This is a genomic window from Vallicoccus soli, assembly GCF_003594885.1.
In the GTDB taxonomy this organism is placed as follows: Bacteria; Actinomycetota; Actinomycetes; order Motilibacterales; family Motilibacteraceae; genus Vallicoccus; species Vallicoccus soli.
Window position 1 is genome coordinate 410,223 of record NZ_QZEZ01000001.1, and the last position, 24,381, is coordinate 434,603.

At 78.5% G+C, this 24,381-nt stretch carries 19 protein-coding genes; 11 read left to right on the forward strand and 8 right to left on the reverse strand.

Going from position 1 to position 24,381, the window contains the following annotated elements; all coding sequences use genetic code 11:
* Positions 1-38 precede the first annotated feature (38 nt).
* Positions 39-2,405, reverse strand: a complete 2,367-nt coding sequence (locus tag D5H78_RS02050; RefSeq protein WP_119948720.1) for a helicase C-terminal domain-containing protein — start codon at positions 2,403-2,405, stop codon at positions 39-41.
* 92 nt (positions 2,406-2,497) lie between these two features.
* Here D5H78_RS02050 and larE point away from each other — a divergent pair, with 92 nt between their 5' ends.
* Entirely contained in the window at positions 2,498-3,901 is a 1,404-nt protein-coding gene (gene larE / locus D5H78_RS02055; RefSeq protein ID WP_119949287.1) for an ATP-dependent sacrificial sulfur transferase LarE, read from the forward strand.
* A 15-nt stretch (positions 3,902-3,916) separates the two neighbouring features.
* Here the strand turns inward: larE and D5H78_RS20210 are convergent, their stop codons facing one another.
* Positions 3,917-4,300, reverse strand: a complete 384-nt coding sequence (locus D5H78_RS20210) for a cold-shock protein (protein WP_119948721.1) — start codon at positions 4,298-4,300, stop codon at positions 3,917-3,919.
* A 95-nt stretch (positions 4,301-4,395) separates the two neighbouring features.
* Between D5H78_RS20210 and D5H78_RS02065 the strand changes: the two genes are divergently transcribed.
* On the forward strand, positions 4,396-4,623 hold the full coding sequence (locus D5H78_RS02065; RefSeq protein WP_119948722.1) for a hypothetical protein: 228 nt from the start codon (positions 4,396-4,398) through the stop codon (positions 4,621-4,623).
* A gap of 5 nt (positions 4,624-4,628) precedes the next feature.
* Here D5H78_RS02065 and D5H78_RS02070 read toward each other — a convergent pair whose 3' ends face one another.
* Both D5H78_RS02070 and D5H78_RS19045 read right to left on the reverse strand, forming a co-directional pair.
* A complete protein-coding gene (locus tag D5H78_RS02070) occupies positions 4,629-5,117 on the reverse strand; it encodes a hypothetical protein (RefSeq protein ID WP_119948723.1) in 489 nt (162 codons plus the stop codon).
* A gap of 41 nt (positions 5,118-5,158) precedes the next feature.
* Positions 5,159-6,616 carry an MFS transporter gene (locus D5H78_RS19045; RefSeq protein ID WP_218566125.1) on the reverse strand — a complete coding sequence of 486 codons (1,458 nt, stop codon included), beginning with the start codon at positions 6,614-6,616 and terminating at the stop codon, positions 5,159-5,161.
* 208 nt (positions 6,617-6,824) lie between these two features.
* Here D5H78_RS19045 and D5H78_RS19640 point away from each other — a divergent pair, with 208 nt between their 5' ends.
* On the forward strand, positions 6,825-7,643 hold the full coding sequence (locus D5H78_RS19640) for a DUF3027 domain-containing protein (protein ID WP_218566126.1): 819 nt from the start codon (positions 6,825-6,827) through the stop codon (positions 7,641-7,643).
* Between the two features lie 2 nt (positions 7,644-7,645).
* Entirely contained in the window at positions 7,646-10,576 is a 2,931-nt protein-coding gene (locus D5H78_RS02080; RefSeq protein ID WP_218566127.1) for a sacsin N-terminal ATP-binding-like domain-containing protein, read from the forward strand.
* A 55-nt stretch (positions 10,577-10,631) separates the two neighbouring features.
* Here the strand turns inward: D5H78_RS02080 and D5H78_RS02085 are convergent, their stop codons facing one another.
* Positions 10,632-10,904 carry a DUF2530 domain-containing protein gene (locus D5H78_RS02085; protein WP_119948724.1) on the reverse strand — a complete coding sequence of 91 codons (273 nt, stop codon included), beginning with the start codon at positions 10,902-10,904 and terminating at the stop codon, positions 10,632-10,634.
* Positions 10,905-11,017: 113 nt separating this feature from the next.
* On the opposite strand from D5H78_RS02085, the gene D5H78_RS02090 reads away from it, so the two are divergent.
* The 5 genes from D5H78_RS02090 to thpR all read left to right on the forward strand — a co-directional run bounded on the left by D5H78_RS02090 (position 11,018) and on the right by thpR (position 16,675).
* Positions 11,018-12,484, forward strand: a complete 1,467-nt coding sequence (locus D5H78_RS02090) for an NCS2 family permease (protein ID WP_119948725.1) — start codon at positions 11,018-11,020, stop codon at positions 12,482-12,484.
* A 257-nt stretch (positions 12,485-12,741) separates the two neighbouring features.
* The gene (locus D5H78_RS02095) at positions 12,742-13,704 is read left to right on the forward strand and encodes a hypothetical protein (protein WP_119948726.1); all 963 of its coding nucleotides are present in this window, start codon (positions 12,742-12,744) and stop codon (positions 13,702-13,704) included.
* A gap of 345 nt (positions 13,705-14,049) precedes the next feature.
* The gene (locus D5H78_RS02100) at positions 14,050-15,333 is read left to right on the forward strand and encodes an MFS transporter (RefSeq protein WP_119948727.1); all 1,284 of its coding nucleotides are present in this window, start codon (positions 14,050-14,052) and stop codon (positions 15,331-15,333) included.
* Positions 15,334-15,365: 32 nt separating this feature from the next.
* Positions 15,366-16,130, forward strand: a complete 765-nt coding sequence (locus D5H78_RS02105) for a maleylpyruvate isomerase family mycothiol-dependent enzyme (RefSeq protein WP_119948728.1) — start codon at positions 15,366-15,368, stop codon at positions 16,128-16,130.
* Positions 16,127-16,675, forward strand: coding sequence for an RNA 2',3'-cyclic phosphodiesterase (thpR, locus tag D5H78_RS02110; protein WP_165865560.1), 549 nt, complete (start codon positions 16,127-16,129; stop codon positions 16,673-16,675). Before D5H78_RS02105 ends, thpR begins: the two co-directional genes overlap by 4 nt.
* A gap of 151 nt (positions 16,676-16,826) precedes the next feature.
* Here the strand turns inward: thpR and D5H78_RS02115 are convergent, their stop codons facing one another.
* Complete coding sequence (locus tag D5H78_RS02115; protein ID WP_218566129.1) at positions 16,827-19,451, reverse strand: ExeM/NucH family extracellular endonuclease; 2,625 nt, start codon at positions 19,449-19,451, stop codon at positions 16,827-16,829.
* 193 nt (positions 19,452-19,644) lie between these two features.
* Here D5H78_RS02115 and D5H78_RS02120 point away from each other — a divergent pair, with 193 nt between their 5' ends.
* Entirely contained in the window at positions 19,645-20,397 is a 753-nt protein-coding gene (locus tag D5H78_RS02120) for a beta-phosphoglucomutase family hydrolase (protein WP_119948730.1), read from the forward strand.
* A complete protein-coding gene (locus D5H78_RS02125; RefSeq protein ID WP_119948731.1) occupies positions 20,394-22,748 on the forward strand; it encodes a glycoside hydrolase family 65 protein in 2,355 nt (784 codons plus the stop codon). Before D5H78_RS02120 ends, D5H78_RS02125 begins: the two co-directional genes overlap by 4 nt.
* 29 nt (positions 22,749-22,777) lie before the next feature.
* Here D5H78_RS02125 and D5H78_RS02130 read toward each other — a convergent pair whose 3' ends face one another.
* Both D5H78_RS02130 and D5H78_RS02135 read right to left on the reverse strand, forming a co-directional pair.
* Complete coding sequence (locus tag D5H78_RS02130) at positions 22,778-23,707, reverse strand: endonuclease/exonuclease/phosphatase family protein (protein ID WP_119948732.1); 930 nt, start codon at positions 23,705-23,707, stop codon at positions 22,778-22,780.
* A 5-nt stretch (positions 23,708-23,712) separates the two neighbouring features.
* The gene (locus D5H78_RS02135) at positions 23,713-24,378 is read right to left on the reverse strand and encodes an alpha/beta fold hydrolase (protein WP_119948733.1); all 666 of its coding nucleotides are present in this window, start codon (positions 24,376-24,378) and stop codon (positions 23,713-23,715) included.
* Positions 24,379-24,381: the final 3 nt, after the last annotated feature.

The window sequence follows — 24,381 nt, forward strand, 5'->3', positions numbered from 1 at the left end:
CTAGCGCCCCGCGCGCATGATCGCCGCGGGGGAGCGGGTCAGTCGGCGAGGGCGGCGACGCCGGTGATGCGGTGCACGGCGAAGGTGCGCACCTCGTCGCGCAGGTGGTCGAACGCCGTCACGTGGCCGCCCTCGACCCGTACGGGGTCGATGACCCGCTCGCTGGCGTGCCCGTCGTTGTTGACGTAGCCGATCCACAGCGACGCCCCCTCCTCCGCGGCCGAGCGCAGCGCGGCGAGGGTGTCCCCGACCGCGCTGCGCGGCACGAGGGCGGCGGGGGCCGGTGCCGGGCGCCGCTCGGCGCGCACCGCGCGGTCGCCCGCCCGCACGGCCCGCACGGCGGCGGTGAGCAGGCGGTCGTCGGGGGCGGCCGGCTCGGAGCGCAGGCGCGGCGGGCGGGCCACCTCCGGCGTGCGGTGCACCCCCGGGCGGCGCACGAGCACGTCGCCGTCCGGCGTCTCGGCCATCGGCGCGTAGCCCAGCGCCCGCAGCTCCTCGAGCACCTGCTCCACCGGGGCCTGCGCCGCGAGCACCGTGGGCGCGAGCCGGCGCAGCCGCAGCCTGCCCGCGCGGCGGTGCGCGGCGAGCTCGGCGAGGACCGAGGCGTCGTCGCAGCGCACGTACGCGCTCGCGGTCCCGACCCGGATGCGCCCGTGCCGGCGGGCGACGTCGTCGACGAGGTACGTCAGCGGCTGCGGCACCGGGGTGCGCGAGCGCTCGGCGAGCACCCGGTGCACGTCGTCGGCGGTGCGCCCGGCGTCCAGGGCGCGCCGCACCGAGGACTCGCTGAACCGGTAGACCGTCGCCCCGCCGCGGCTCTCCACGTCCGCGAGCAGCGCGATCTCCTGGGCCAGCGCGGGCTCGAGGGGACCCGGCGCCACCGCCGTCAGGTCGGCCTGCAGCAGGACGTGGTCGAGCGGCTCGGGCAGCAGCCGCCCGAGCGCCCCGCCCGCCGTCTCGTCGTCGCCGGCGACGAGGAGCCGGCCGGGCCCGGACAGCGCGCCGCGCCCGGTCAGCCCCAGCAGCTCCGCCTCGCGCAGCGCGCCCGCGACGAGGTCGCTGCGCACCCGCCCGGCGCGGCGGGGGCGGCGCCACACCACGCGCTCGTCGAGGCTCGCGGGCGTGGCCGCGGCGCCCGGCGGCAGGGCGGCCAGCTCGCCGAGCACCTGCGCGCGCACCTCCGGCGCGGCGCCGTGCGTCAGCTCGTGGGACAGCGCGTTGCGCGGCTTGTCGCGCTCGTCGCGGCTGCCGACCAGGCCCGCCACCCGCGTCGACTCCACCCACGAGCGGGCCAGCCGGGCCCAGCGCGCGCCCGGCGGCTCCTCGAGCCAGGCGTCGTACGCGGGGGTCGGCCACCAGCGCTCGTCGACCTCGGTGCTGCGCCCCACGAGCCCGGCGGCGTACGCCAGCTCGGCGACGAACGCCGCGTGCTGCTCGTCGACGTCGAGGGCGGCGGCGGTGCGGCGCAGGTCGCGCACGCCGAGCCCGCCGGTGCGCAGGACCGCCGGGCCGTCGGCGCTCCACGCCTCGAGCAGCTCCTCGACGTGGCGCAGCAGCTCCGACGCGGCGCCGCCCGCGGTGCGGTCGACGAGCGCCGGGTCGAGCTCGCGGACCTCCGGCGCCGGCGGCTCGGCCTCGTGGCGGGCGTGCACGTGGCCCCCGCGCAGGTGCACCGCGACCTCGCGGGGGAGCACGACCGCGTCGCGCTCGGTCGCGACGAGCAGGCCGCGGGCGAGCAGCTGCTCGACGGGGGTGGACGCGGAGGCGAGGGTGACGTCGCGCTGGGCGTCGCCCACCCGGCCGTACGCCGGCCCCCACAGCAGCCGGTCGAGCACGGGGCGCGCCGCCCCCGGCACCTCGGCGAGGAGCCGGTCGAGCACGGCCGGGTCGGACAGGTGGGGGGCGATCCGCTCGGTGGCCCGCGCCGGGTCGCCGGTCGCCGGCAGCCCGAGGTCGGCGAGGAGGGCGGCGGTGCGCCGCGGGCCGTACGTGCCCAGCGCCTCGCGCAGCGGCGGGCCCAGCCCGGCCGGGCTGCCCACGACCTGGCGCACCGTGCGCACCAGGCGCAGCGCGTCGTCGGGCCCCCACAGCAGGCCGAGCAGGCGCAGGCGTTGCACGCCGGGGCGCGGGTCGGCGCCGAGCCAGGCGCCGGCCTGCTCGAGCGTCGCCGGGTCCGGCAGGGCAGCGAGGACCTCGGCGACCTGCAGCACGCCCCGGTCGAGCCGGTCGAGGGCCCGGGCCACGGACGCCTGCGTGGTGGCGCGCGCGGCGAGCTGCCCGAGGTCGCCCGGCACCGGCGCGAGCAGGTCGGGGCGCTCGCGCAGGAGCGCGGCGAGGTCGGCGTCGTCCCGGGCGCGCAGGTCGTCGGACAGGCTGCGCGGCGGGTCCACCGCGGGGCTGGACATCCTCTCCACGGTAGTGGGAGCCCTCCCCGGCCCGCGAACGCGACCGTACGCTGGCCCGCGTGGCGCCCCTCACCGTCGGCTTCGACCTCGACATGACCCTCATCGACAGCCGCCCCGGCATCGCCGCCACGTGGGCGCGGGTGTCCGAGGAGACCGGCGTGCGGGTCGACGGCGAGCTCGCGACGAGCCGGCTCGGCCCGCCGGTGGAGCTCGAGGTGGCGCAGTGGTTCCCGCCCGAGCGGGTGCAGGAGGTGGCCGACCTCTACCGGGCGCTCTACCCGTCCACGGCGGTCGCGCGGGTCGGCGCGCTCCCGGGCGCGGTGGAGTCGGTGGCGGCGGTGCGCCGCCACGGCGGGCGGGTCCTCGTCGTCACCGGCAAGCACGCGCCGAGCGCCCGCCTGCACCTGGACCACCTCGGCATGGCCGTCGACGAGGTCGTCGGGCAGTCCTTCGCGGCGGTCAAGGGCGAGCGGCTGCTCGAGCGCGGCGCGCACGTCTACGTCGGCGACCACCTCGGCGACCTCGAGGCCGCGCGGGGGGCCGGCGCGGTCGCGGTCGGCGTCGCCACGGGGCCGTACGACGCCGCGGCCCTGCGCGCCGCCGGCTTCGACGTCGTCCTCGACGACCTCACCGGCTTCCCCGCCTGGCTCGACGAGCACGTCCTGCAGCGGCGGCTCGCGGACCTCGAGGAGCGGCTGCGGGGGCTCGGGTCGGTGCTCGTCGCGCTCTCCGGCGGTGCCGACTCGGCCTTCCTGCTCGCCGCGGCCGTGCGCGCCCTCGGCCCGGAGCGGGTCGCCGCGGCCACGGGGGAGTCCGCGTCGCTCGCCACCGGCGAGCTCGACGGGGCCCGCGCGCTCGCCGCCTCGCTCGGCGTGCGCCACCTCGCGCCGGCGACCGCGGAGCAGGAGCGCCCCGGCTACCGCGCCAACGGGCCGGACCGCTGCGCGCACTGCAAGGCCGAGCTGCTCGACGTGCTGCGCCCGCTCGCCGAGGCCGAGGGGCTCGCCGCCGTCGCCACCGGCACCAACGCGGACGACGCGGCGAGCGGCCTGCGCCCGGGCATCGCCGCGGCGCAGGACCGGGGCGCCGTCGCCCCGCTGCGCGACGCGGGCCTGACCAAGGCGCAGGTGCGCGAGGCGTCGCGCCGCTGGGGGGTCCCGACGTGGGACAAGCCGGCGGCCGCCTGCCTGGCCTCGCGGGTGGCGTACGGCCTCGAGGTCACCCCCGAGCGGCTGGCCCGCGTCGACCGCGCGGAGGCGGCCCTGCGCTCGGCGCTCGTCGCCGCGGGCGTGCCGGTGCGCGACCTGCGGGTGCGCGACCTCGGCGACCGCGCCCGCGTGGAGGTGGACGCCGCGGCCGTGGCGCGGGTTGCGGCTCTGCCCGCGGCGGCCGAGGCCGTCACCGGCGCCGGCTTCGCGGCCGTCGAGGTGGACCCCCGGGGCTTCCGCTCCGGGTCGATGCACGAGCTGCTGCCCGACCCGCGCCCGCGCGCCTGAGGCGGCTCGGGCGGCTCAGGCGTCCAGGTCGTCGGCGACGGCCCGCAGCACGGCGGAGACCTTCTTGGCCTGCCCGCGCTCGGGGTAGCGGCCCCGGCGCAGCCCCGCCGAAACGCCGTCGAGCAGGCTGATGAGGTCCTCGACGATGACGACCATGTCCTCGGCCGGGGTGCGGGTGTTGCGGACCACGCTGGGCGGCGGGTCGAGCAGGCGCACCTGCAGCGCCTGCGCGCCGCGGCGGCCCTGGGCCACGCCGAACTCCACCCGGGTGCCGGGCTTGACCGTGCTCACGCCGCTGGGCAGCGCGCCCTTGTGCAGGAAGACGTCCTCGCCCTCCTCGCTGGTGAGGAAGCCGAAGCCCTTCTCCGTGTCGTACCACTTGACCTTGCCGGTGGGCACGTGGACCTCTCTCGCACGTTCGGGGTGGACCGCCGGGACGCCGGCGCCAGCCTGCCAATGTAACCGCCGCCGCGGCGGCGCGTAGGGTCGAGCGCGTGAGCTCAGCCCGTTCCGCCGACCGCCTCGTGACCGCCGGCGGCGCGCTGTTCCTCGTGGGGGCCGTTGCCACGCTGGCGACCGTGGCCCCGCTGCTGCTCGGCGCCGACCGGCTGCCGACCGTCGTGTACGTCGTCGCCGTCGTCGGGACGGCCCTGGGCTTCCTGCTCGCCCTCGTCGGGATGCTGCGCGGCAACCGCGCCCGCCGTCGCGCGCGGGGGCGCTGAGCGGGTCAGTCCGCGGGGCGCAGGGTGAAGAGCCAGGCGCCGCGGGTGCCGGTCTCCTCGCCCTCACCGGTCACCGCGACGACCCGCAGGGTCACCGTGGCCTGCTCCGCCGACAGCTCCGGCAGGGCGAAGCGGTAGTACGTCGACTCGAGCGGGTCCGCGACGAGCGGCTGCTCCTGGGCGCCGGCGCCGGTCGCGACGTAGGGGATCCAGCCGCCCTCGGCGACGTCGACGTCGACGCTGATGCCGACGGTCTCCGACGCCTGGTACTCGATCGAGGGCACCTCGTCGCCGGGGGTGCAGGTCGACGGGTCGACCGGCTCCTCGTCGAAGCTCCAGCACACCGCGTGGGCGTTGACCGAGGTGGTGCCGGTGAAGACCGTCACGAGCGGCGTCGGCGCCTCGCACCCGGTGAGCACGAGCGCCCCGGCACCGGCGAGGGCCGCGGCGCGGACCGCGGGGCGGGGGCGGGGTGCGCGGGCGCGCAGGGACATGCGGTCTCCAGCGGAAGCGGGTGCGGGGCGTCGTGCGAAGGCTACCCGGCGGTGCCGGGGGACCGCCCGCGCAGGGGCCGCTCGCGCAGGACGAGGACCAGGCCCGCGCCCAGCAGGACCGCCGCGAGGAGCAGGCCCTGCCCGCCGCCGAGGGGCACGAGGATGCCGAGGCCGCCGCCGAGCACCCAGGCGAGCTGCAGCACCGTCTCGGTGCGCGCGAACGCGGACGTGCGGACCTCCTCGGGCACCTCGCGCTGCACGATGGCGTCGAGCGAGAGCTTGCCCATCGACTGGGCCGCGCCGGCCGCGCAGGCCACCAGGGCGAGCACGAGCGCCCCGCTGCGGTCGCGCTCGTACGTCCACGCCCCCAGCAGGCTCGCCGCCGCCGCGACGCCGACGACGACCACGACGACGACCTCGGGCCGGCGCTCGCGCAGGAGGGTGCCCAGCGACGTGCCGAGCCCCGCGCCGGCCGCCGCGCCGACGACGACCAGGCCCAGCGCGAGGGTCGCCGGCAGCCCGTCGAGCGGCTCCTCGCGCACGAGGAAGGCGACCCACAGGGTGAGGAAGCCGGAGAAGGCGCGCAGCGCGGCGTTGGCCCGCACGCCCCTGATCACCGAGCGCCCGACGTTCCACCCGCGGCGCCCGTCGGGCTCGGGCCGCGCGCTCCACCGCGCGCCCACCTCGCCCTCGTCGGAGTCCACCGTGGGCGGCAGGCGCAGGCTCTGCACGGCGCCCAGCGCCATGACGGCCGCGCAGGCCCAGAGCACCGCACCCGGCCCCAGCAGCGCCGCCACGCCCGCCCCCAGCCCGCCGGCCACGCTGAGGGCGGCGGTGCCGGCGAGCTGCGCGCGGCCGTTGGCCGAGACCAGCCCGATGCCGGGCGGCAGCAGGCGCGGCATGACCGTGGCGCGGGTGACGCCGTACGCCCGCGACAGCACGAGCACGCCGAAGGCCGCCGGGTAGAGCCGCAGCGGGTCCTGGGTGCCGGAGACCGCGGAGGCCATGACGAGCGCCAGGACGGCGCGCAGCGCGAAGGTGCCGGCGAGCGCCCAGCGCCTGCCGCTGCGCACCCGGTCGAGCAGCGGCCCGACGACGGGGGCGAGCAGCGCGAAGGGCGCCATCGTCACGAGGAGGTAGAGGGCCACGCTGCCGCGGGCCTCGCCGACGGGCACCGAGAAGAAGAGGGTGCCGGCGAGGGCGACGGTGACGAGCGCGTCGCCGGCGTGGTTGAGGCCCTGGAGCTCGATGAGCCGGCCGAGGCCCGTCGCGCCGGCGCCCTGCGCGTGCGTGGCGCGGCGCACCCGGCGCGCACCGGCCCGGGCCCCGCGCGCGGTGGCCCCGGCGGCGCGGGCCCCGTGGCGCCCGGCGGTGCGCAGCGCGCGCCCGGCCGCCTGGGCGCCCCCGCCGGGGGCGCGGTGCGCCCCCGGCCGCCGCGCGCCCTCGTCCGCGCGCGGCCCGCCGGCGGTGGTGCCCTCGTGCGCCGCCCCGTCCTCCACGCGCCCATCCTGCCGCGGCGGGCCGACAGCCGGGCGGGGTCCGTGCGCGTCCGTGCGGGTCCGTGCGGCTCCGGACGGGCGGCGCGCCGGCGCCGCGGCGGAGCCGGTCGCGCGCGGCGGTCCCGGCGTGCGACGATCGGTCACCGTGCCTCCCTCAGCGACGCAGGACGCCCCGACCGCGCCGAAGCGCGCGCGCCGCCGTGCGCCCGTGCTCGACCAGCAGTGCGCCGACGCCGTCGACCTCGCCCGCGCCGCGGCCGAGGAGCTCGCGGCGCCGGACCCGGTCGGCGAGCACCTCGGCGTCGTGGCCGAGGGCGACCGCATCGTGACCCACCGGTTCGCCTGCACCTCGCGCGCGTACGTCGGCTGGTACTGGGCCGTCACCGTGGCCCGCGCCTCGCGGTCCCGGGTCGTGACCGTCGACGAGGCCGTCCTGCTCCCCGGGGAGGGTGCCGTGCGCGCCCCCGAGTGGCTGCCGTGGTCCGAGCGGCTGCGCCCCGGCGACCTCGGCGTCGGCGACCTGCTGCCCACGGCGGCCGACGACCCGCGCCTGGTGCCCGGGTGGGGCGAGGCGCTCGCGCCGGGCCTGGAGGAGGCCGGCGAGGACGACGCCCTGGACCGGGCGCTCGGCTGGCAGCTGGGCCTCGGCCGGGCCCGGGTGCTCTCGCAGGTCGGGCGCGACGACGCCGCGGACCGCTGGTACGCCGGGGACCGCGGCCCCGACGCCCCGATCGCGAAGGCCGCGCCGGGGCAGTGCTCGACCTGCGGCTTCCTCGTGCCGCTGACCGGCGTGCTGCGCCGCGCCTTCGGCGTCTGCGCCAACGAGTACAGCCCGGCCGACGGCGGGGTCGTCGCCGTCGACCACGGCTGCGGCGCCCACTCCGAGGCCGAGGTGCTGCCGCCGGCCCCCGCCGCCGCGCCCGTCGTCGACGAGCTCGGCTACGACGAGGTCGACGCGCGGCCCGCGCCGCACGAGCCGGGCTCGGTCGACGACGCCTCGCCGGGCGAGGACCTCGGGCACAGCTGACGGTGGCCGACCCGTTCGGCACCGCGGGCCTGCGCGAGCGCGTGCTCGCGGCCTGGTCCGCGTCCCCCGCCCGCCTGCGCGAGGACGCGAACGCCGAGGAGGACCTCGCGCTCGGCGGCTACCGGGACCGCCTCGTCGTCGAGCTCGCGCAGAACGCGGCCGACGCCGCGGCCCGGGCCGGCGTCCCCGGCCGACTGCTGCTGCGCCTCGACGGGAACCGGCTCGTCGCCGCCAACACCGGCGCCCCCCTCGACGCCGCCGGCGTGCAGGGGCTCGCGACGTTGCGCGCCTCGGCCAAGGACGCCTCCGGCGCCAGCGTCGGGCGCTTCGGCGTCGGCTTCGCGGCGGTGCTCGCCGCCTCCGACGAGCCGGCCGTGGCCTCCCGGGCCACGGGCGGCGTGCGCTTCTCCAGGGCCCGCACCCGCGGGGCCGCCGGCGCCGAGCACGTGCCGGTGCTGCGCCTGCCCTGGCCCGCGGACGTCGCGGTGCCCCACGGCTACGACACGGTCGTCGACCTCCCGCTGCGCCCGGGGGCCGACCCCGGTCCGCTCCTCGACGCGGTCGGCGGCTGGCTGCTGCTCGTCCTGCCGGGCCTCGCCGAGGTGGCCGTCGAGCGGGACGGGCGCCGGCGGGTGCTGGCGGCGCGGCACGAGGGGCCGTACGCCCTGCTCGACGACGACGGCGCCACCACGCGCTGGCGGGTGCACCGCGCGTCCGGGCGGCTCGACCCGGCGCTGCTCGCGGACCGCCCGACCGAGGAGCGGGCGCGCCGGGACTGGTCGCTCGCCTGGGCGGTCGCGCTGGAGGGCGCGCAGCCCGTGGTGCCCCCGCCGGGGGTCGCGCCGGTCCTGCACGCGCCGACGCCCTCGGACGAGCCGCTCGGGCTGCCGGCGCTGCTCGTCGCGCCGTTCCCGCTGGACCCGTCGCGGCGCCACGTCGCGCCGGGGCCGCTGGCCGACCACCTCGTGGAGCGGGCCGGGGCCGCGTACGGCGACCTGGCGCGCGCCCTCGCCGCGGACGGCGCCGACCCCGCGCCGCTGGTCCCGTCCCCGGCCGCCGTGCTCGGCGCGCTCGACACCGCCCTGCGCCGCGCGGTGCTGCGCCGGCTCGAGGACGTGCCGCTGCTGGCGTCGGCCGAGGACCCCGGGGCGCTCGTGGCGCCGTCCGCCGCCGTGGTGGTCGAGGGCGCCGGGCCCGACCTCGTGGCCGCCCTCGCCCCCGTGCTGGGCGGGCTGGTCCGCACGTCGTGGCCGCGCGCGGCGCTCGCGGCGGTGGGCGTGCGGCCGGTCGCGCTCGCCGACGTCGTCGACCAGCTCGCCGGCCTGCAGCGCCCGCCGGGGTGGTGGCACGACCTCTACGCCGCGCTGGCCGCCGGGGGAGCGCGCCCGGACGACCTCGGCGCCCTGCCGGTGCCCCTCGCCGACGGCCGCCTCGTGCGCGGCCCCGCCGGGACCCTGCTGCCCGACCCCGACGGCGCGCCCGCCGAGGCGCTGCGGGGCCTGCCGCTGCGGGTCGTCGACCCCGGCGCCGCCCACCCCCTCCTCGAGCGGCTCGGCGCCCGGCGCGCGACGGTCGCCGCCGTGCTCGACGACCCGGCCCTCGCCGGGGCCCTGCGCGCCGCCGCCGACGACGGGGACACCGGGCCGGGCGAGGCCGTGCTGGGCCTGCTCGCGGCCGACCCGTCGGCGGCGGGCCCCTGGCCCTGGACCGGGGAGCCGCTGCTGCCGGGCGAGGACGGGCCTGCCCGCGCGGACGAGCTCGTCGTGCCCGGCAGCGCCGCGGACGGCCTGCTGACCGGGCTCGGGCGGGCGGCGGCGGGGCTCGTGGCGGCGTACGGCGAGGACACGCTCGCCCGCGCCGGCGCGGTCACCGGCCTCGGCCTGCTCGCGCTGGAGGACGTGGAGCTCGGCGACGCCCTCGAGGACGCGGTGGGCGACCCGGGGGTGGACGGCCTGCTCGACTGGGTGGACGACGCGCGCGACGCCGCCGGCGTCGCCGACGGCGACCTGCCGCCCCTCGTGCCCGGGCTGGTGCTCGTGCGCGACCTCGACCTCGTCGACCCGGCCCGCTGGGGCGGCGCGCTCGACCTGCTCGCCCGGCCGCCGCTGCGCGCCGCCGTGCTCGACCCGGTGCGGGTCGTGCTGCCCGGCGGGCGGGTGCGGGAGGTGCCCCCGTACGCCGCCTGGTGGGTCCGCGAGCACGCCCTCGTCGGGGGGCGGCCGACCGCGGCGCTGCGCCTCGCCGGCTCGGACCCGCTGCTCGAGGGCCTCTACGAGGACGTCCCCGCCGGCGCCGACGAGGAGCTGCTGAGGGCGGTCGGCGTACGGACCTCGCTGGCCGCCCTCCTCGCCGAACCGGGCGGGCCGGACGACCTGCTGCGCCGGGTCCTCGACGCTGACCTGACCGCCGCGCGGGTCCGGGCGCTGCACGCCGCCCTCGCCGCCGCCGGGGCGCGGGTCGAGGACCCGCCGGCGCGGGTGCGGGTGCCCGACGGCGACGGCAGCCGCGCCGTCGACGCCGACGACGTCGTCGTGGCGGACGGCCCGCAGTGGCTCCAGCTGCGGTGGGCGGTCCCGCCGCTGGCCGCGCCGCGGGCCGCCGCGCTCGCCGACGCCCTCGACGTCGACCTGTGCTCGGAGCGGCGCGAGGGGCGGGTGACCTCGACCGGGACCCCGGCGGACGTGCCCCCGGTCGTGGCGCGCGTGCTGCCCGGGGCGCCCGGGCGCTGGACCGCGCACGACGACCTCGAGGTCGACGGCGAGCCCGTGGACTGGTGGGTGGACGGCGCCGGGGTGCACGCCGCGACGACCGAGGGCCTGGCCGCCGGGCTCGCGTGGGCGGCCGCCGCCTGGCCGCGCCGGCACCTGGTCGCCGCGGCGCTCGCCGACCCGGCGCGCGCCGACGCGCTGCTCGCCGACGCCGCCTGGGACTGACGCCGCCGGGGACCGGCCGCGCCGGGGACCGACGCCGGGGACCGGCGCCGCCGGGTCAGGCCCCGTCGTCGTGGGGGCGCTCCAGGCCCGCGCGCAGCCGGGCCCGGCGGCGCAGGAGGAAGGCGGTGCCGCAGAGCCCGAGGCCGGTGCCGGCGAGCGCGGTCCAGGGCCACAGGCCGTACCCGGCCTCCGCGAGGCGGTCGCGCAGCACGAGCAGGACGACGGCGGCCAGGGCCCACACGAGCGTGCCCCCGGCGACCACCGGCACCGGGTCGACCTCGAACGGCTCCAGGTCGGCGGGCTGCGGGCGCCGGTCCGGAGGGGTCACGGCGCCAGGCTAGCGGCGGGGACGGTTGCCGAGGCGCGTCCCGCGTCTGGCACCCTTCCTGCGTCGCGGGGCCGCGCCCCCGCCGGCCCCCCACGTCTCGCGAGAGGGTCCCCGTGTCCACTGCCGCCCCCGCCACGCGCGCCGGCTCCCGCCTCGACCGCTACTTCTCGATCTCCGCGCGCGGCTCGACCGTGCAGCGCGAGGTGCGCGGCGGGCTCGCCACCTTCTTCACGATGGCGTACATCGTCGTGCTGAACCCGCTCATCATCGGCACGGCGCCCGACGTCGACGGCCGCGTCCTCGGCGTGCCGCAGGTCGCCGCGGTGACGGCGCTCGTCGCGGGCGTCATGACGATCGCCATGGGGCTCGTGGCGCGCTACCCCTTCGCCATCGCGACGGGGCTCGGGCTCAACGCCTTCCTCGCGGTGACGGTCGCCTCGGACATGACGTGGGCCGACGCCATGGGGCTCGTCGTGCTCGAGGGCCTCGTCATCACCGTGCTGGTCCTCACCGGCTTCCGCACCGCGGTCTTCCACGCCATCCCCGGCGAGCTGAAGACCGCGATCGCGGTGGGCATCGGGCTGTTCATCGCGCTCATCGGCTTCGTCGACGCGGGGGTCGTACGGCGCCTGCCCGACGCGGCGCAGACCACCGTGCCGGTCGGCCTCGGCGTGGGGGGTCAGCTGCAGGGCTGGCCGGTCGCGGTGTTCTGCTTCGGCCTGCTCGTCACCGCCGTGCTGCTCGCGCGGCGCACCCGCGGCGCGATCCTCCTGGGCATCCTGGCCACCACGGTCCTCGCCGTCGTCGTCGAGGCCGTCGCCGACGTCGGCCCCTCGGTCGGCGCGGACGGCACGCCGAACCCGACCGGCTGGAGCCTCGTCGTCCCGGGCGTCCCCGACAGCGTCGTCGACCTGCCCGACCTCGGCCTGCTCGGCGAGTTCAGCCTGCTCGGCTCCTTCGAGGCCGTCGGCGCCACGGCGGCGCTGCTGCTCGTCTTCACGCTCCTCATCACCGACTTCTTCGACACCATGGGCTCGGCCGTCGGCCTCGGCGCCGAGGCGGGGCTGCTCGACCGCGACGGACAGCTGCCCGACGTCGACAAGGTCCTGCTCGTCGACAGCCTCGCGGCGGTCGCCGGCGGCGGCGCGTCCAGCTCGTCCAACACGACGTACATCGAGTCGGCTGCCGGCATCGGCGAGGGCGCCCGCACCGGGCTCGCCAGCGTCGTCACGGGCGCGCTCTTCCTGCTCGCCACGTTCCTCACGCCGCTCGTGCAGGTCGTGCCGTTCGAGGCCGCCACCCCGGCCCTCGTCATCGTCGGCTTCCTCATGGCCAGCCAGGTGCGCTCGCTGCGCTGGGACGACCACGGCATCGCGATCCCCGCGTTCCTCATCATCACGGTGATGCCGTTCACCTACTCCATCGCCACCGGCATCGGCGCCGGCTTCGTCACGCACGTCGTCATCCGCGCCGCCCAGGGCCGCGCCCGCGACGTCCACCCGCTCCTGTGGGTCGTCGCCGCCCTCTTCGCGCTGTTCTTCGCCATCGAGCCGCTGCAGCAGGCGCTCGGGGTGCGCTGACGGGTACGGCCCGGGCTCCCGGCAGGCGGGCGCGACCCATGAGGGGCACCCTCAGGCGCTGATCGACCGTGAGGGGCACCCTCAGCAGACTCGACTCTGCTGAGGGTGCCCCTCATCCGTCGTGGACGCCTCGGGGTGCCCCTCACGGGTGTCGCTGCGTCCAGGTCCGCGTACGGGGCGCACCGTCCACAGGACCGCCACGGCCGTCGTCCACAGCCCCGGAGCGCGCAGACCTCGATGCGCACGATGCTGCGCGCATGCCTGCCGCACACCACGCGTACGTCCCCGCCGTCGCTGCGCTGCTCGCCTCGGGCCAGCACGTCGTGACCCGGTCCAGGCTGCTCGCGCTCGGCATGAGCTCCGACACGATCAGGCACCACGTCACCACCGCCGACGACTGGCAGTGGCTCCTTCCGGGGACGTACCTGCTGCGCCGGGGGACGCCGACGTGGCACGAGCGGGCGACGGCCGCGCTCGCGTACGCCGGGCCGGGGGCCCTGCTCTCCGGCGGTGCCGCGGCGCACCTGCACGGCGCGGGGGACCGGCCCGAGGCGCTCCACGTGCTGGTGCCGCACGCTCGCCGCCGCAAGGACTGCCGCTTCGTCCGGGTCGAGCGCACGCGCCGGCTCCCGGACCCCGTCGACCGCTCCGGGCTCGCCGTCGCGCCCCTCGCGCGCGCCCTCGCCGACGCCTGCCGCGCGAGCACGGCGCCCAGGTCGACGCGGGCCCTCGTCGTGGCGGCCGTGCAGCGGGGGTGCCCGCTGGACGCGCTGCGGCGCGAGCTCGAGGAGGGCCCGATCAAGCACAGCGCCCTCCTGCGCTCGGTCCTCGAGGAGGTGGGCGCGGGGGTGCGCTCCATCGCGGAGGTGGACGCCCGGCGCCTGGTCCGGCGGGCACGCCTGCCCGAGCCGCTGTGGAACGCGGACCTGCTCGACCTGCAAGGCCGCTTCCTGGCCAGGCCCGACGGCTACTGGCCGGAGGTGGGCGTCGCCTGGCAGATCGACTCGCGCGAGTGGCACACGAGCGCCGAGGACTGGGAGCGGACGCTGCGCCGGCACGCCGCGCTCGCGAGCCGTGGCGTGCTGGTGCTGCACACCCTGCCGAGCCAGGTGCGCACGGACGAGGCTGCGGTGCTCGCCGAGCTCGCCCGCACGCTCGAGAGCGGGCGCGGCAGGCCCGTGCCGGCGGTCGTGGTCGCCGGGCTGCAGAGCGCGGGCTGACGCCGGTCGGAGCGGCTGCCCGTACGAGCGCGGTGGCCTTGGGTGATGCATGAGGGTGCCCCTCAGGCGGCCACGACCCATGAGGGTGGCCCCGAGCAGAGTCGAGTCTGCTGAGGGTGCCCCTCAGGCGCGCACGCCGCCTGAGGGTGCCCCTCATGGGTCCACCGGGCGCCTGAGGGTGCCCCTCAGCGGGGGCGACGCCCAGCGCCCACCCGCACCCGCCCCCGCAGGACGGGCACCCCGGGCAACCATGACCTACCCTCGCCGGGTGGCGGTGGAGCGCGGGGCGGGGCGGGTCGCGGCCGCGCGGCGCCCGCCGGCGGGGGCGGCGCGCGCGTGAGCCCGATGTTCCGCGCGCTGCGGGCGTACAACTACCGCGTCTACTTCCTCGGCGGCCTCGTCTCCAACACGGGCACCTGGGTGCAGCGCATCGCGCAGGACTGGCTGGTGCTGCAGCTCACCGGGGGCAGCGGGACCGCGCTGGGCGTCACGACGGCGCTGCAGTTCCTGCCGATGCCGCTGTTCGGGCTGTGGGCGGGCACGCTCGCCGACCGCTACCCCAAGCGCCGGGTCCTCGCCGTGGCGAACGCCGCGATGGGCCTGGTGGCGCTCGTGCTCGGCGTCCTCGTGCTCACCGGTGCGGTGCAGGTCTGGCACGTGTTCGTGCTGGCGTTCCTGCTGGGCACGGGCTCGGCGGTGGAGAACCCGACCCGCCAGTCGTTCGTGGTGGAGATGGTGGGGCGCGACGACCTCACGAACGCCGTGGGCCTCAACAGCGCGTCGTTCAACAGCGCGCGGGTCGTCGGCCCCGCGGCCGCCGGCGTCCTCATCGCCGCGCTGGGCGACGAGACGGGCCCGCTGTTCCTGCTCAACGCGGCCTCGTACGCCGCCGTGATCCTCGCCCTGCGCGCCATGCGCCCGGGGGAGCTGCAGCCGGCGCCGCGCACGCCGCGGGGGCCGGGGCAGGTGCGCGAGGGCCTGCGCTACGTCGCCGGGCGCCCGGACCTGCTGCTCGTCCTGCTCGTCGTGTTCTTCGTCGGCACCTTCGGGCTGAACTTCCAGATCACCAACGCCCTCATGGCGACGCAGGAGTTCGGCCGGGGGTCGGAGGCGTACGGCCTGCTCGGGTCGGTCATGGCGGTCGGCTCGCTGTCCGGCGCCCTGCTGGCCGCGCGCCGCCGGGCGCCGAGCCTCGCCCTGCTCGTCGGGGGCTCGCTCGTGTTCGCGCTGCTCGTGGTCGCGAGCGGGCTCATGCCGACGTACGCGCTGTTCGCCGTCTCGCTGGTGCCGGTGGGGGTCGTCAGCCTCACGGTCATCACGACGGCGAACGCGTCGCTGCAGCTGGGGGTCGACCCGCTGGTGCGGGGCCGGGTCATGGCGCTCTACATGGTCGTGTTCTTCGGCGGCACCCCGGTGGGCGCGCCGCTCGTGGGCGCGCTGGCCGAGGCCGTCGGGCCCCGCGCGAGCCTGGTGCTCGGCGGCGTCGCGGTGCTCGTCGGCGTGCTCGGCTCGCTGCTGGTCCTGGCCCGGCGCCCGGGCGTGGCCGTCGCCGCGCGCCTCGGGCGGCACCCGGCGCTGACGGTGAGCGCGGCGCCCGAGCGCGCCCGTCCGGGGCCCGCGCGCGCCTGACCGCGTCCGCGCGGGCGTGGGAGGCTGGCCGCATGACGGTCCCGCCGGCCCCGGACGCCCCCTCCACCCGGCTCGCGCCGGAGCGCTACCTCGCGCTGCTGCGCGCCGACGCCGCGCGCGCGGCGGCGCTGGCCGTGCCCGGCGCCCTCGACGGCCCGGTGCCGCACTGCCCGGGCTGGAGCGTGCGCGACGTCCTCGTGCACACCGGGCGGGTCTACCTCGACAAGGCCGCCGTCCTGCGCACGGGCGCCCCGGCCGGGGAGCCGGACGAGCGGCCCGGCGACGACGAGGTGGTGCCCTGGTTCCTGGGCGCGCTCGGCACCGTCGTCGGCGAGCTCGAGCGGCGGGACCCCGCCGCGCCGGCGTGGAGCTGGTGGCCGCAGGAGCCGACCGTCGGCTTCTGGTACCGGCGCATGGCCCAGGAGACGGCGGTGCACCGCGTCGACGTCGAGGGGGCGGTCGACGCGCTGACGCCCGTGGCCGCCGACCTCGCGGTGGACGGCGTCGACGAGGTCCTCACCCGGTTCCTCGTCGACCCGCGCACCCCCGCGCCGGAGGGCGTGGAGCCGGGGATCATCGCGGTGCGCACCGCGGGGCGCACCTGGCGGGTCGCGCTCGACGCCGACGGCGTGCAGGTGGCGCACGGCCCCGGCTCGTCCGACGCCACCGTGACCGGCGACCCGTCCGAGCTGCTCCTGTGGCTGTGGCGCCGCCGCGGCGAGGAGGCCGTCGACGCCTCCGGCGAGGCCGGGGTCGTCGCCGCGCTGCGGACCTGGATGGGCGCCGCGACGCAGTGAGGCTGTTCGTCGCCCTCGTCCCGCCGGCGGCGGTCGTCGCGCAGGTGCGCGCCGGTACGGCGGCCGCCCGGGCGGCGGCGCCGGGGCTGCGGTGGGTGCCCCCCGACCGGCTGCACCTGACCCTGGCGTTCCTCGGCGAGGTCCCCGACGACCGGGTCCCCGAGCTGACGGCGGCGCTGGCGCGCGCCTGCGCCCCTCTGCCCCGGCCGCGGCTCGCGCTGCACAGCGCCGGGCGCTTCGGCGGGCGCGTCCTGTGGGCCGGCGTGCAGGGCGCCACCGCGGACCTCGAGCGGCTCGCGGCGGCCTGCGGCGCGGCGGCCGCCCGCTGCGGGGTGCCGCTGGAGGACCGGCCCTACCGGGCGCACCTCACGCTGGCGCGGGCGCGGGAGCCGTACGACCTCGCGCCGCTCGTCGCGCTCCTCGACGGGCTGCGGGCCGGGCCGTGGACCGCCCGCTCGGCGACCCTGGTCCGCAGCCGGCCGGGGCGGCTGCCCGCGTACGAGCCGCTCGCCGCCCTGCCGCTGGCCGCCCCGGGCGGCGGATAGCCTCGCCCGGTGGACTACCGGACCCGCAGGATCGTGGCGCTGGTCGCGCTCGTCGCGCTGGTGCTCGTGGTGGCGGCCGGCAGCCTCCTCTGAACGCCAGCGCGCCCCGGCCCGCCGTGCGGACCGGGGCGCGCTGCTGCCGCCCGGGGGGTCAGGCGCCCGCGGCGGAGCGCCCGGGGTGGTCGACGCGGTACAGCGACTGCACGGCCGCGCCGCGCACGGTCGCCCGCACCTGGAGCGTCGCGCTGCCCGGGGGCAGGTCGGCGAGGCCGGTGCTGCGCGTCAGGTAGACCGCGGCGCCCGGCTGCACGGTCCGCGCCGTGGTGTCGCCGTAGGCCGTCAGCATCCGCACCGACACCGGCGCCCGCCCGGTGTTGACGAGGTGGCCGGCGACGTACGCGACGCGCTCCTGCGGGTGGACCCAGCTGCCGCCGCTCGCGCGGCCGGTCGGCAGGGCCCGCGCCGGGCCGCCCTGCAGGTCGACCCCGACCACGAGCGGGTCGTGGTCGCTGGAGCGGTACGGGTCCGGCGCGAAGAGCGCCTCGTCGCCGGAGTACTGGTAGGCGGAGGACTCGACCGAGTTGATGTTCCAGTGCGTCGCGCCCGTCACCTTCGCGGCCATCGCGCGCGTCGCGAGCGCGTGGTCGAGGGAGCCGGACAGCGCCTCGAAGACGTAGCTGTAGCGGCCCGGGTCGAGCGCGCTGCCGAGGTCGACGAGGCCCTCGCGCTCCAGCAGGTCGATCGGGTCCTCGCGGGTGTAGGCGTTGTAGTCGCCGAGCGAGACGACGTCCGGGTCGCCGGTGCTGCGCACGAGCCGGTCGAGGAAGGCGTCCAGCGACGCGGCCTGGCGGACCCGGTCGCCGTTGTACGCGCCCTGGCCGTTGTCGGCGTTGTCGCCGGTGCCGGTGCCGCCCTTGGACTTGAAGTGGTTCGCGACGACCGTGAACGTGTCGCCCCGGGCCTTGAAGGTCTGCGCGACCGGCTCGCGCGCGTTGGACCAGACGGTCTCGTCGACGAGCCCGACCGGGGCGCCGACCGGCCTGACGGCCGCGCGCTTGTAGATGATCGCGTTGCGGATCACGTCGCGCTCGACGCCGTAGAGCTCCTGCGGGAAGGGCGAGTACGCCCACACCCGCCCGCCGGCCGCGGCGTTGAGGCGGGCGACGAGGTCGGCCACCGCGGTGTCCGCGTCGCCCGGGGTCAGCCCGGTGGAGTCGGTGTCCTCGATCTCCATGAGCGTCACGACCTCCGCGTCGAGGCCGCCCAGGGCGCTCACGACCTTCGCGGCCTGCTGCTCGAACTCCGCGTCGGTGCGGGCGCCGCGGCCCGGCTCCTCCCGGGTGAGGAAGTAGTTGAGCACGTTGAAGGCGCCGACCCGCAGGTCGCCGCCCACCGGCTCCGGCGCCTCCGGGCGGGTGTCCTGCGGGGCGAAGGTGCCCTCGGCGGTGCCGTCGGCCGGCTGCAGGCGCCAGGCGTCGAAGCCGTACCCGAGCACGAGCGGCGCCGTGAACCGCAGGGCGTCGCCGACCCGCACGGGGGTCTGCGGGGTGAGGTACGGCAGCGTGGTCACGCTGACCCGCGAGCTCACGGCGTCGTCGAGCACGATGCTGCGCAGCGCGCCCTGCGCCGCGACGGCCTCGGCGGCCTCGCCCGGGCGGGCGACCTCGGTCGGCTGCACGAGGAGGCCGCCCTCGGAGAGGGTCAGCTCGCCGAAGGAGGTGAGGTCGTACACCTCGCTGACGGTCAGCGCGTCGGCGGGCGCGACGAGCATGCCCTCGAGGCGCTCGCGCTCCGCGTCCCCGGCGGGCAGGTCGAGCGCGGCGGGCGCGGGCAGGTCCGCGGCGGTGCCGTCGGCGCACACCTCGACCCGGTCCGCGGAGACCTGGGTCTGCGCGAAGTACTCCTCGGCCTCGCCGGTGACCGCGACCTCGTCGCCGAGGTCCACCTGCGCGCCGGGCTCGAACACGAAGACGCCGTCGGAGGTCGCCGGGTCGCCGTCGCCGTCCGCGTCCTGCAGGTAGAACCCGGACAGGCCCTCGACGTCGCCGACGACGGTGCCGCGCACCCTGACGGTGCTGCCGGCGAGCGGGGTGGCGTCGCCGCTGCCCTGCACCGCGCCGACCTGGTGGGTCGGGGTCGCCGCGCAGGGGTCGCCGACCGGCGGCTCCTCCGGACCGGTGCCGCCGCCGGGGTTGACGGCGCCCCGCGTGGCGGGGGCCGGGCCGGACCAGACGAGGGCGTCCGCGGCGGCGTCGTACGTCCGCGACAGCGACTGCCCGGCGGGCTCGCTGCCGGCCTCGGCGACGCCGATGTCGGTGCTGGTCCTGCCGGCGGCCGGGCCGTTCGTGGCGGTGAGGACGCCCTCGTAGGACAGGAGCTCGAGGACCTCGCTGCCGCGGACCAGGGCGATCCCGTCCGGGCTGCCGTTCTGCACGCCGTTGGCCGGGTAGTCGACCACGGCGACCGCGGGCGCGTCGGCCGGGGCGGTCACCAGGGGCAGCGCGTCGGTGTCGTACACCGCCCCGCCGCTGCCGTTGTAGAGGACCACCGAGAGGCCGGCGGAGCTGGTGCCGGGCGGCAGCTGGACCTCGACGAACTCGCCGGTGTCGGCCCCGTCGTTGTCGTAGTGGACCTCGGAGACGAACGGCGCGGCGGGCGGGGCGGCGGCGGCGGGCAGCGCGCCGACCGCGCCGAGCGCCGTCGCGGCGAGCGCGCTCAGCGCGGTCGCGCCGGCGAGCGCGGCGCGCCGGGCCGGGGAGGGGGTGGTGGGGAGCACCTGGTTCCTTCGTGTCGTGCGGTGTGTACGTGCTGTGACGCCCCATGGTGCGGGTTCGTCCCCTCCGGGCGCCATCGCCCGGGTGAACCCGGGATGACGGGCTCGTCGAGGGGAGTGCCGGCCCGTCGTGGGTAGCCTCCCGGGCGACCTGCGGCCGGCCGGCGGTGGGACGGGGCCGGACGCGAGGAGCGACGTGCTGGGGCTGCCCGAGGGCGTGACGGCGTGCCTGTTCGACCTGGACGGGGTGCTCACGGACACTGCGGCCGTGCACGACGCCGCGTGGACGGAGGTCTTCGACGCGTTCCTGCGCGAGCGCGCGGAGCGGACGGGCGGGCGCTTCGTGCCCTTCGACCCGGTGCAGGACTACGCCGACCACGTCGACGGCAAGCCGCGGGCCGACGGGGTGCGCGACTTCCTGGCCAGCCGGGGCGTGCACCTGCCGGAGGGGTCCCCCGACGACGGGCCCGCGGAGCCGACGGTGCACGGGCTCGGGAACCGCAAGAACGAGGCCCTGCTGCGGCGGGTGCGCGAGGACGGCGTCGAGGTGTTCGCGGGCTCCCGGCGCTACCTCGAGGAGGCGGCGGCGCTCGGGCTGCGCCGCGCGGTGGTGTCGAGCAGCGCCAACACCCGGGAGGTGCTCGAGGTGACCGGCCTCGCCGCGCTCGTGGAGGAGCGGGTGGACGGCGTGGTGCTGCGCGAGACCGGGCTGCGGGGCAAGCCGGCGCCCGACACGTTCCTCGAGGGGGCGCGCCGGCTCGGCGTCGCGCCGGCCGCGGCCGCGGTCTTCGAGGACGCCCTGGCGGGGGTCGAGGCGGGCCGGGCGGGCGGCTTCGGGGCGGTCGTGGGGGTGGACCGGGTGGGCGGCGGGCACGCGGACGACCTGCGCGTGCACGGGGCGAGCGTCGTCGTCCGCGACCTCGCCGAGCTGCTGGGGGAGGGCGCGTGAACGGCGGCACCCCCTTCCCGGTCGACCCGTGGCAGGTGCGCGAGACGCACCTCGACCTCGGGCTGCTCGACCGGTCCGAGTCGCTCTTCGCGCTGTCCAACGGGCACATCGGCCTGCGGGGCAACCTCGACGAGGGCGAGCCGCACGGGCTGCCGGGGACGTACCTCGGGTCCTTCTTCGAGCTGCGCCCCCTGCCCTACGCCGAGGCCGGCTACGGCTACCCGGAGGAGGGCCAGACCGTCGTCAACGTCACGAACGGCAAGGTCCTGCGGCTGCTCGTGGACGACGAGCCGTTCGACGTGCGCTACGGCGTGCTGCACGCGCACGAGCGAGCGCTCGACCTGCGCGCCGGCACGCTCGTGCGCGACGTCGACTGGGAGTCGCCCGCGGGACGGCGCGTCCGGGTCCGCTCGACCCGCCTCGTCTCGTTCACCCAGCGCGCGGTCGCCGCGGTCGAGTACGTCGTCGAGGCCGTCGACCGCCCGGTGCGGCTCATCGTGCAGTCCGAGCTCGTCGCCAACGAGGAGCTGCCGCAGCAGGCGGCCGACCCCCGCGTCGCGGCGGTGCTCGAGCGCCCGCTCGAGGCGCTGGAGCAGGGGCACCTCGAGCGCGGCGCGGTGCTGCTGCACCGCACCCGGCGCAGCGACCTGCAGATGGCCGCCGCGATGGACCACGACGTCGAGGCGCCGGGGAGGGTGGAGACCGAGACGCGGGTGCACGAGGACTGGGCCCGCACGACCATCGTCTGCTCGCTGCAGCCGGGCGAGCGGCTGCGCGTCCTCAAGCTCCTCGCGTACGGCTGGTCGAGCGTGCGCTCGCGCCCCGCCCTGCGCGACCAGGTGGCCGCGGCCCTCACGGGCGCCCGCTACAGCGGCTGGGACGGGCTGCTGCGCGAGCAGCGCGACTACCTCGACGACTACTGGGTGGGGGCCGACGTCCAGGTCGACGGCGACCCGGAGGTGCAGCAGGCCGTCCGGTTCGCGATGTTCCACGTCCTGCAGGCCGGGGCGCGCTCCGAGGGCCGGTGCATCCCGGGCAAGGGCCTGACCGGCCCGGGCTACGACGGCCACACCTTCTGGGACACCGAGGCGTACGTCCTGCCCGTGCTCTCGCACGTCGCCCCCGCCGCGGCCGCGGACGCGCTGCACTGGCGCTACACGACGCTGCCGCTGGCCAAGGAGCGGGCCGAGACGCTGGGGCTGCACGGCGCGGCGTTCCCGTGGCGGACGATCCGCGGGCAGGAGTGCTCCGGCTACTGGCCGGCGGGCACCGCGGCGTTCCACGTGAACGCCGACGTCGCCATCGCCGTCGAGCACTACCGCGACGTCACCGGCGACGACGGGGTCGAGCTGCGCGGCGGGCTCGAGCTGCTCGTCGAGACCGCGCGGCTGTGGATGTCGCTGGGGCACCACGACCGCGAGGGGCGCTGGCACGTCGTCGGGGTCACCGGCCCCGACGAGTACAGCGCCGTCACCGAGGACAACGTCTTCACCAACCTCGCCGCGGCGCGCAACCTCCGCGCCGCGGTGCAGGCGGTGCACCGGCACCCCGACATGGCCCGCGGGCTCGGCGTGGACCTCGAGGAGACGGCCCGCTGGCGCGCGGCCGCGGAGCACGTCGTCGTCCCCTACGACGAGGACCTGCGGGTGCACCAGCAGTCGGCGGGCTGGACGCGGCTGCCGGAGTTCGACTTCGAGGGCAAGCGCTTCCCCCTGCTGCTGAGCACGCCGTACTTCGACCTCTACCGCAAGCAGGTCGTCAAGCAGGCCGACCTCGTCATGGCGATGCTGTGGTTCGGCGACCTGTTCACCCCGGAGGACAAGGCCCGCAACGTCGACTACTACGAGCGGCGCACCGTCCGCGACTCGTCCCTGTCGGCGTGCGTGCAGGCGGTGATGGCCGCCGAGGTGGGCCACCTCGAGCTGGCGCACGACTACCTGCACGAGGCCGCGCTCGTCGACCTGCGCGACCTGCACGGGAACAGCCGCGACGGCCTGCACATCGCCTCGCTGGCCGGCACCTGGACGGCGCTCGTCGCCGGCTTCGGCGGCCTGCGCGACCGCTGCGGGCACCTCGCGCTCGACCCGCAGCTGCCGGACGGGATCACCGGCCTGCGCTTCCGGGTGCGCTGGCGCGGCCTGTCGCTCGTCGTCGCGGTCGAGCCGGAGCAGGTGACGTACGAGCTCCTCGACGGCGAGGGCTCCTCGCTCGCCTTCCGCCACGCCGGCGAGGACGTCGTCGTGACCGTCGGCGAGCCGCTCGTGCGCCCGCTGCGCCGGCGGGCGCCGCTGCTGGACCGGCCGCGCCAGCCCCCGGGCCGGGCGCCGGTGGAGCGCCGCGACCGGCGCTGAGGCGCGCAGCCGGCGCTGCGGCCCGGGGGTCAGCGCACCGCGAGCCCGGCGACGACCGCCCGGTGGTCGGTGCCCGGCAGGGCGACGGTGCGCGAGCCCGTCGGCACGGCCGCGCCCTCGCGGACGAGGACGTGGTCGATCCGCACGAGCGGCGGCACGCCGAGGTCGGCCGGCCAGGTCGGGCGCACCAGCGCGCCCGGACCGCCCTCGGCGGCGTCGACGAGCCCCGTGCCCAGCAGGGCCCGGAAGGGGCCGTGGTCGCGGGTGGCGTTGAGGTCCCCGGCCACGACGACGCGCTCCCCGGCGCCGCGCGACCAGGCGGCGAGCCGGCGCAGGTCGCCCCGCCAGGCGCCCTCCGTCTCGGGCCGGGGCGAGACCGGGTGCACCGCCGCGACGAGCAGCGGTGCGCGGCCGGGCAGCTCGAGGGCCGCGACGGGGGCCGGGAAGGTCGTGCCGCCGACCAGCCCCGCCGGGCGCAGCGGCGTCCGCGCGTACACCGCCGCGCCCGCGGCCCCCTCGCGCGCCTCGACCACGCGCTCCGGCAGCTCGCGCGCGAGGCCCGCCGCGTCGAGCCGGTCCGCCAGGCCGGTCGTCAGCTCGACGAGCACCAGCACGTCGACGGCGTGGTCCCGCACGGCGGCCACCACCGCGTCGGGGTCGGCCCGGCCGACCTCGACGTTCGCGGTCATCACCGTGAGGTCCGCGGCCCCCCTGGGCGGCGCCGGGTGCGGTGCGACCTGCGGCGCCGCCCAGGCCACCTGCAGCAGGAGGAGCGCGGCCGCGGCGGCCGCGAGCGGGCGCGCGCGCAGCAGGCCGGCCGCCAGGAGGACGAGCAGCAGCCCCGGGGCCAGCAGGGGGACGAACGCGACCACCTGGGGGAGCGGGGCCGAGCCGTCGAGGCGCAGCAGGCTCACCAGCGCCGCGGCCGCGACCGCGGCCCACAGCCCGCCCCGCAGCACCCGCCTCAGGGCAGGACCCCGTCGAGCAGCTCGGCCACGGGCTCGGGGTGCTCCCACGCCGCGAAGTGCCCGAGGAGCAGGCGGTGCACGGGCAGGCCGCGCCCCCGCGCCTCGTCGGCCACGGCGTCGTACGCCGCCGACAGCTGGACGTAGGAGGCGGGCGCGTCCGGCCAGCCCGGCGTGGCGGGGACGGGCTCGTCGAAGAAGGCGAGGTCCCGCGGCCGCAGCGTCGCCGCCAGCGCCGGGTCCCCCAGGGCGTCGCCGTAGTCCGGGAAGCGCCTGCCCTCGCGGAGGACCTCCTCCACCGCCGCGGCCGCGACCGGGTCCTCCGCGCGCAGCAGCGCGAGCCGCGTCGCGGGCACCGCGGGGGGCAGCACCGCGTCGAGCAGGACGTGCGCCTCGACGTCCGTACCGCCCTCGCGCAGCAGCGCCGCCACGAGCCCGGCCAGGGCGCCCGCGCCGGAGTGCGCGACGAGCACCGCGGAGCCGGCGGCGGCGCACTGGCGGGCGGCGGACGCCGCGTACGCGGTCGCGAAGGGCGGGTCGAGGTCGTCGCCGACGTCGGGCGCGTGGACGCGCCGGCCCCGCTCGAGCAGCGCCGCGGGCAGCCCGCCCCAGACGGCGGCGCTCGTCAGCGGGCTGTGCAGCAGGACGACCGTCGGGCCCCTCACCGG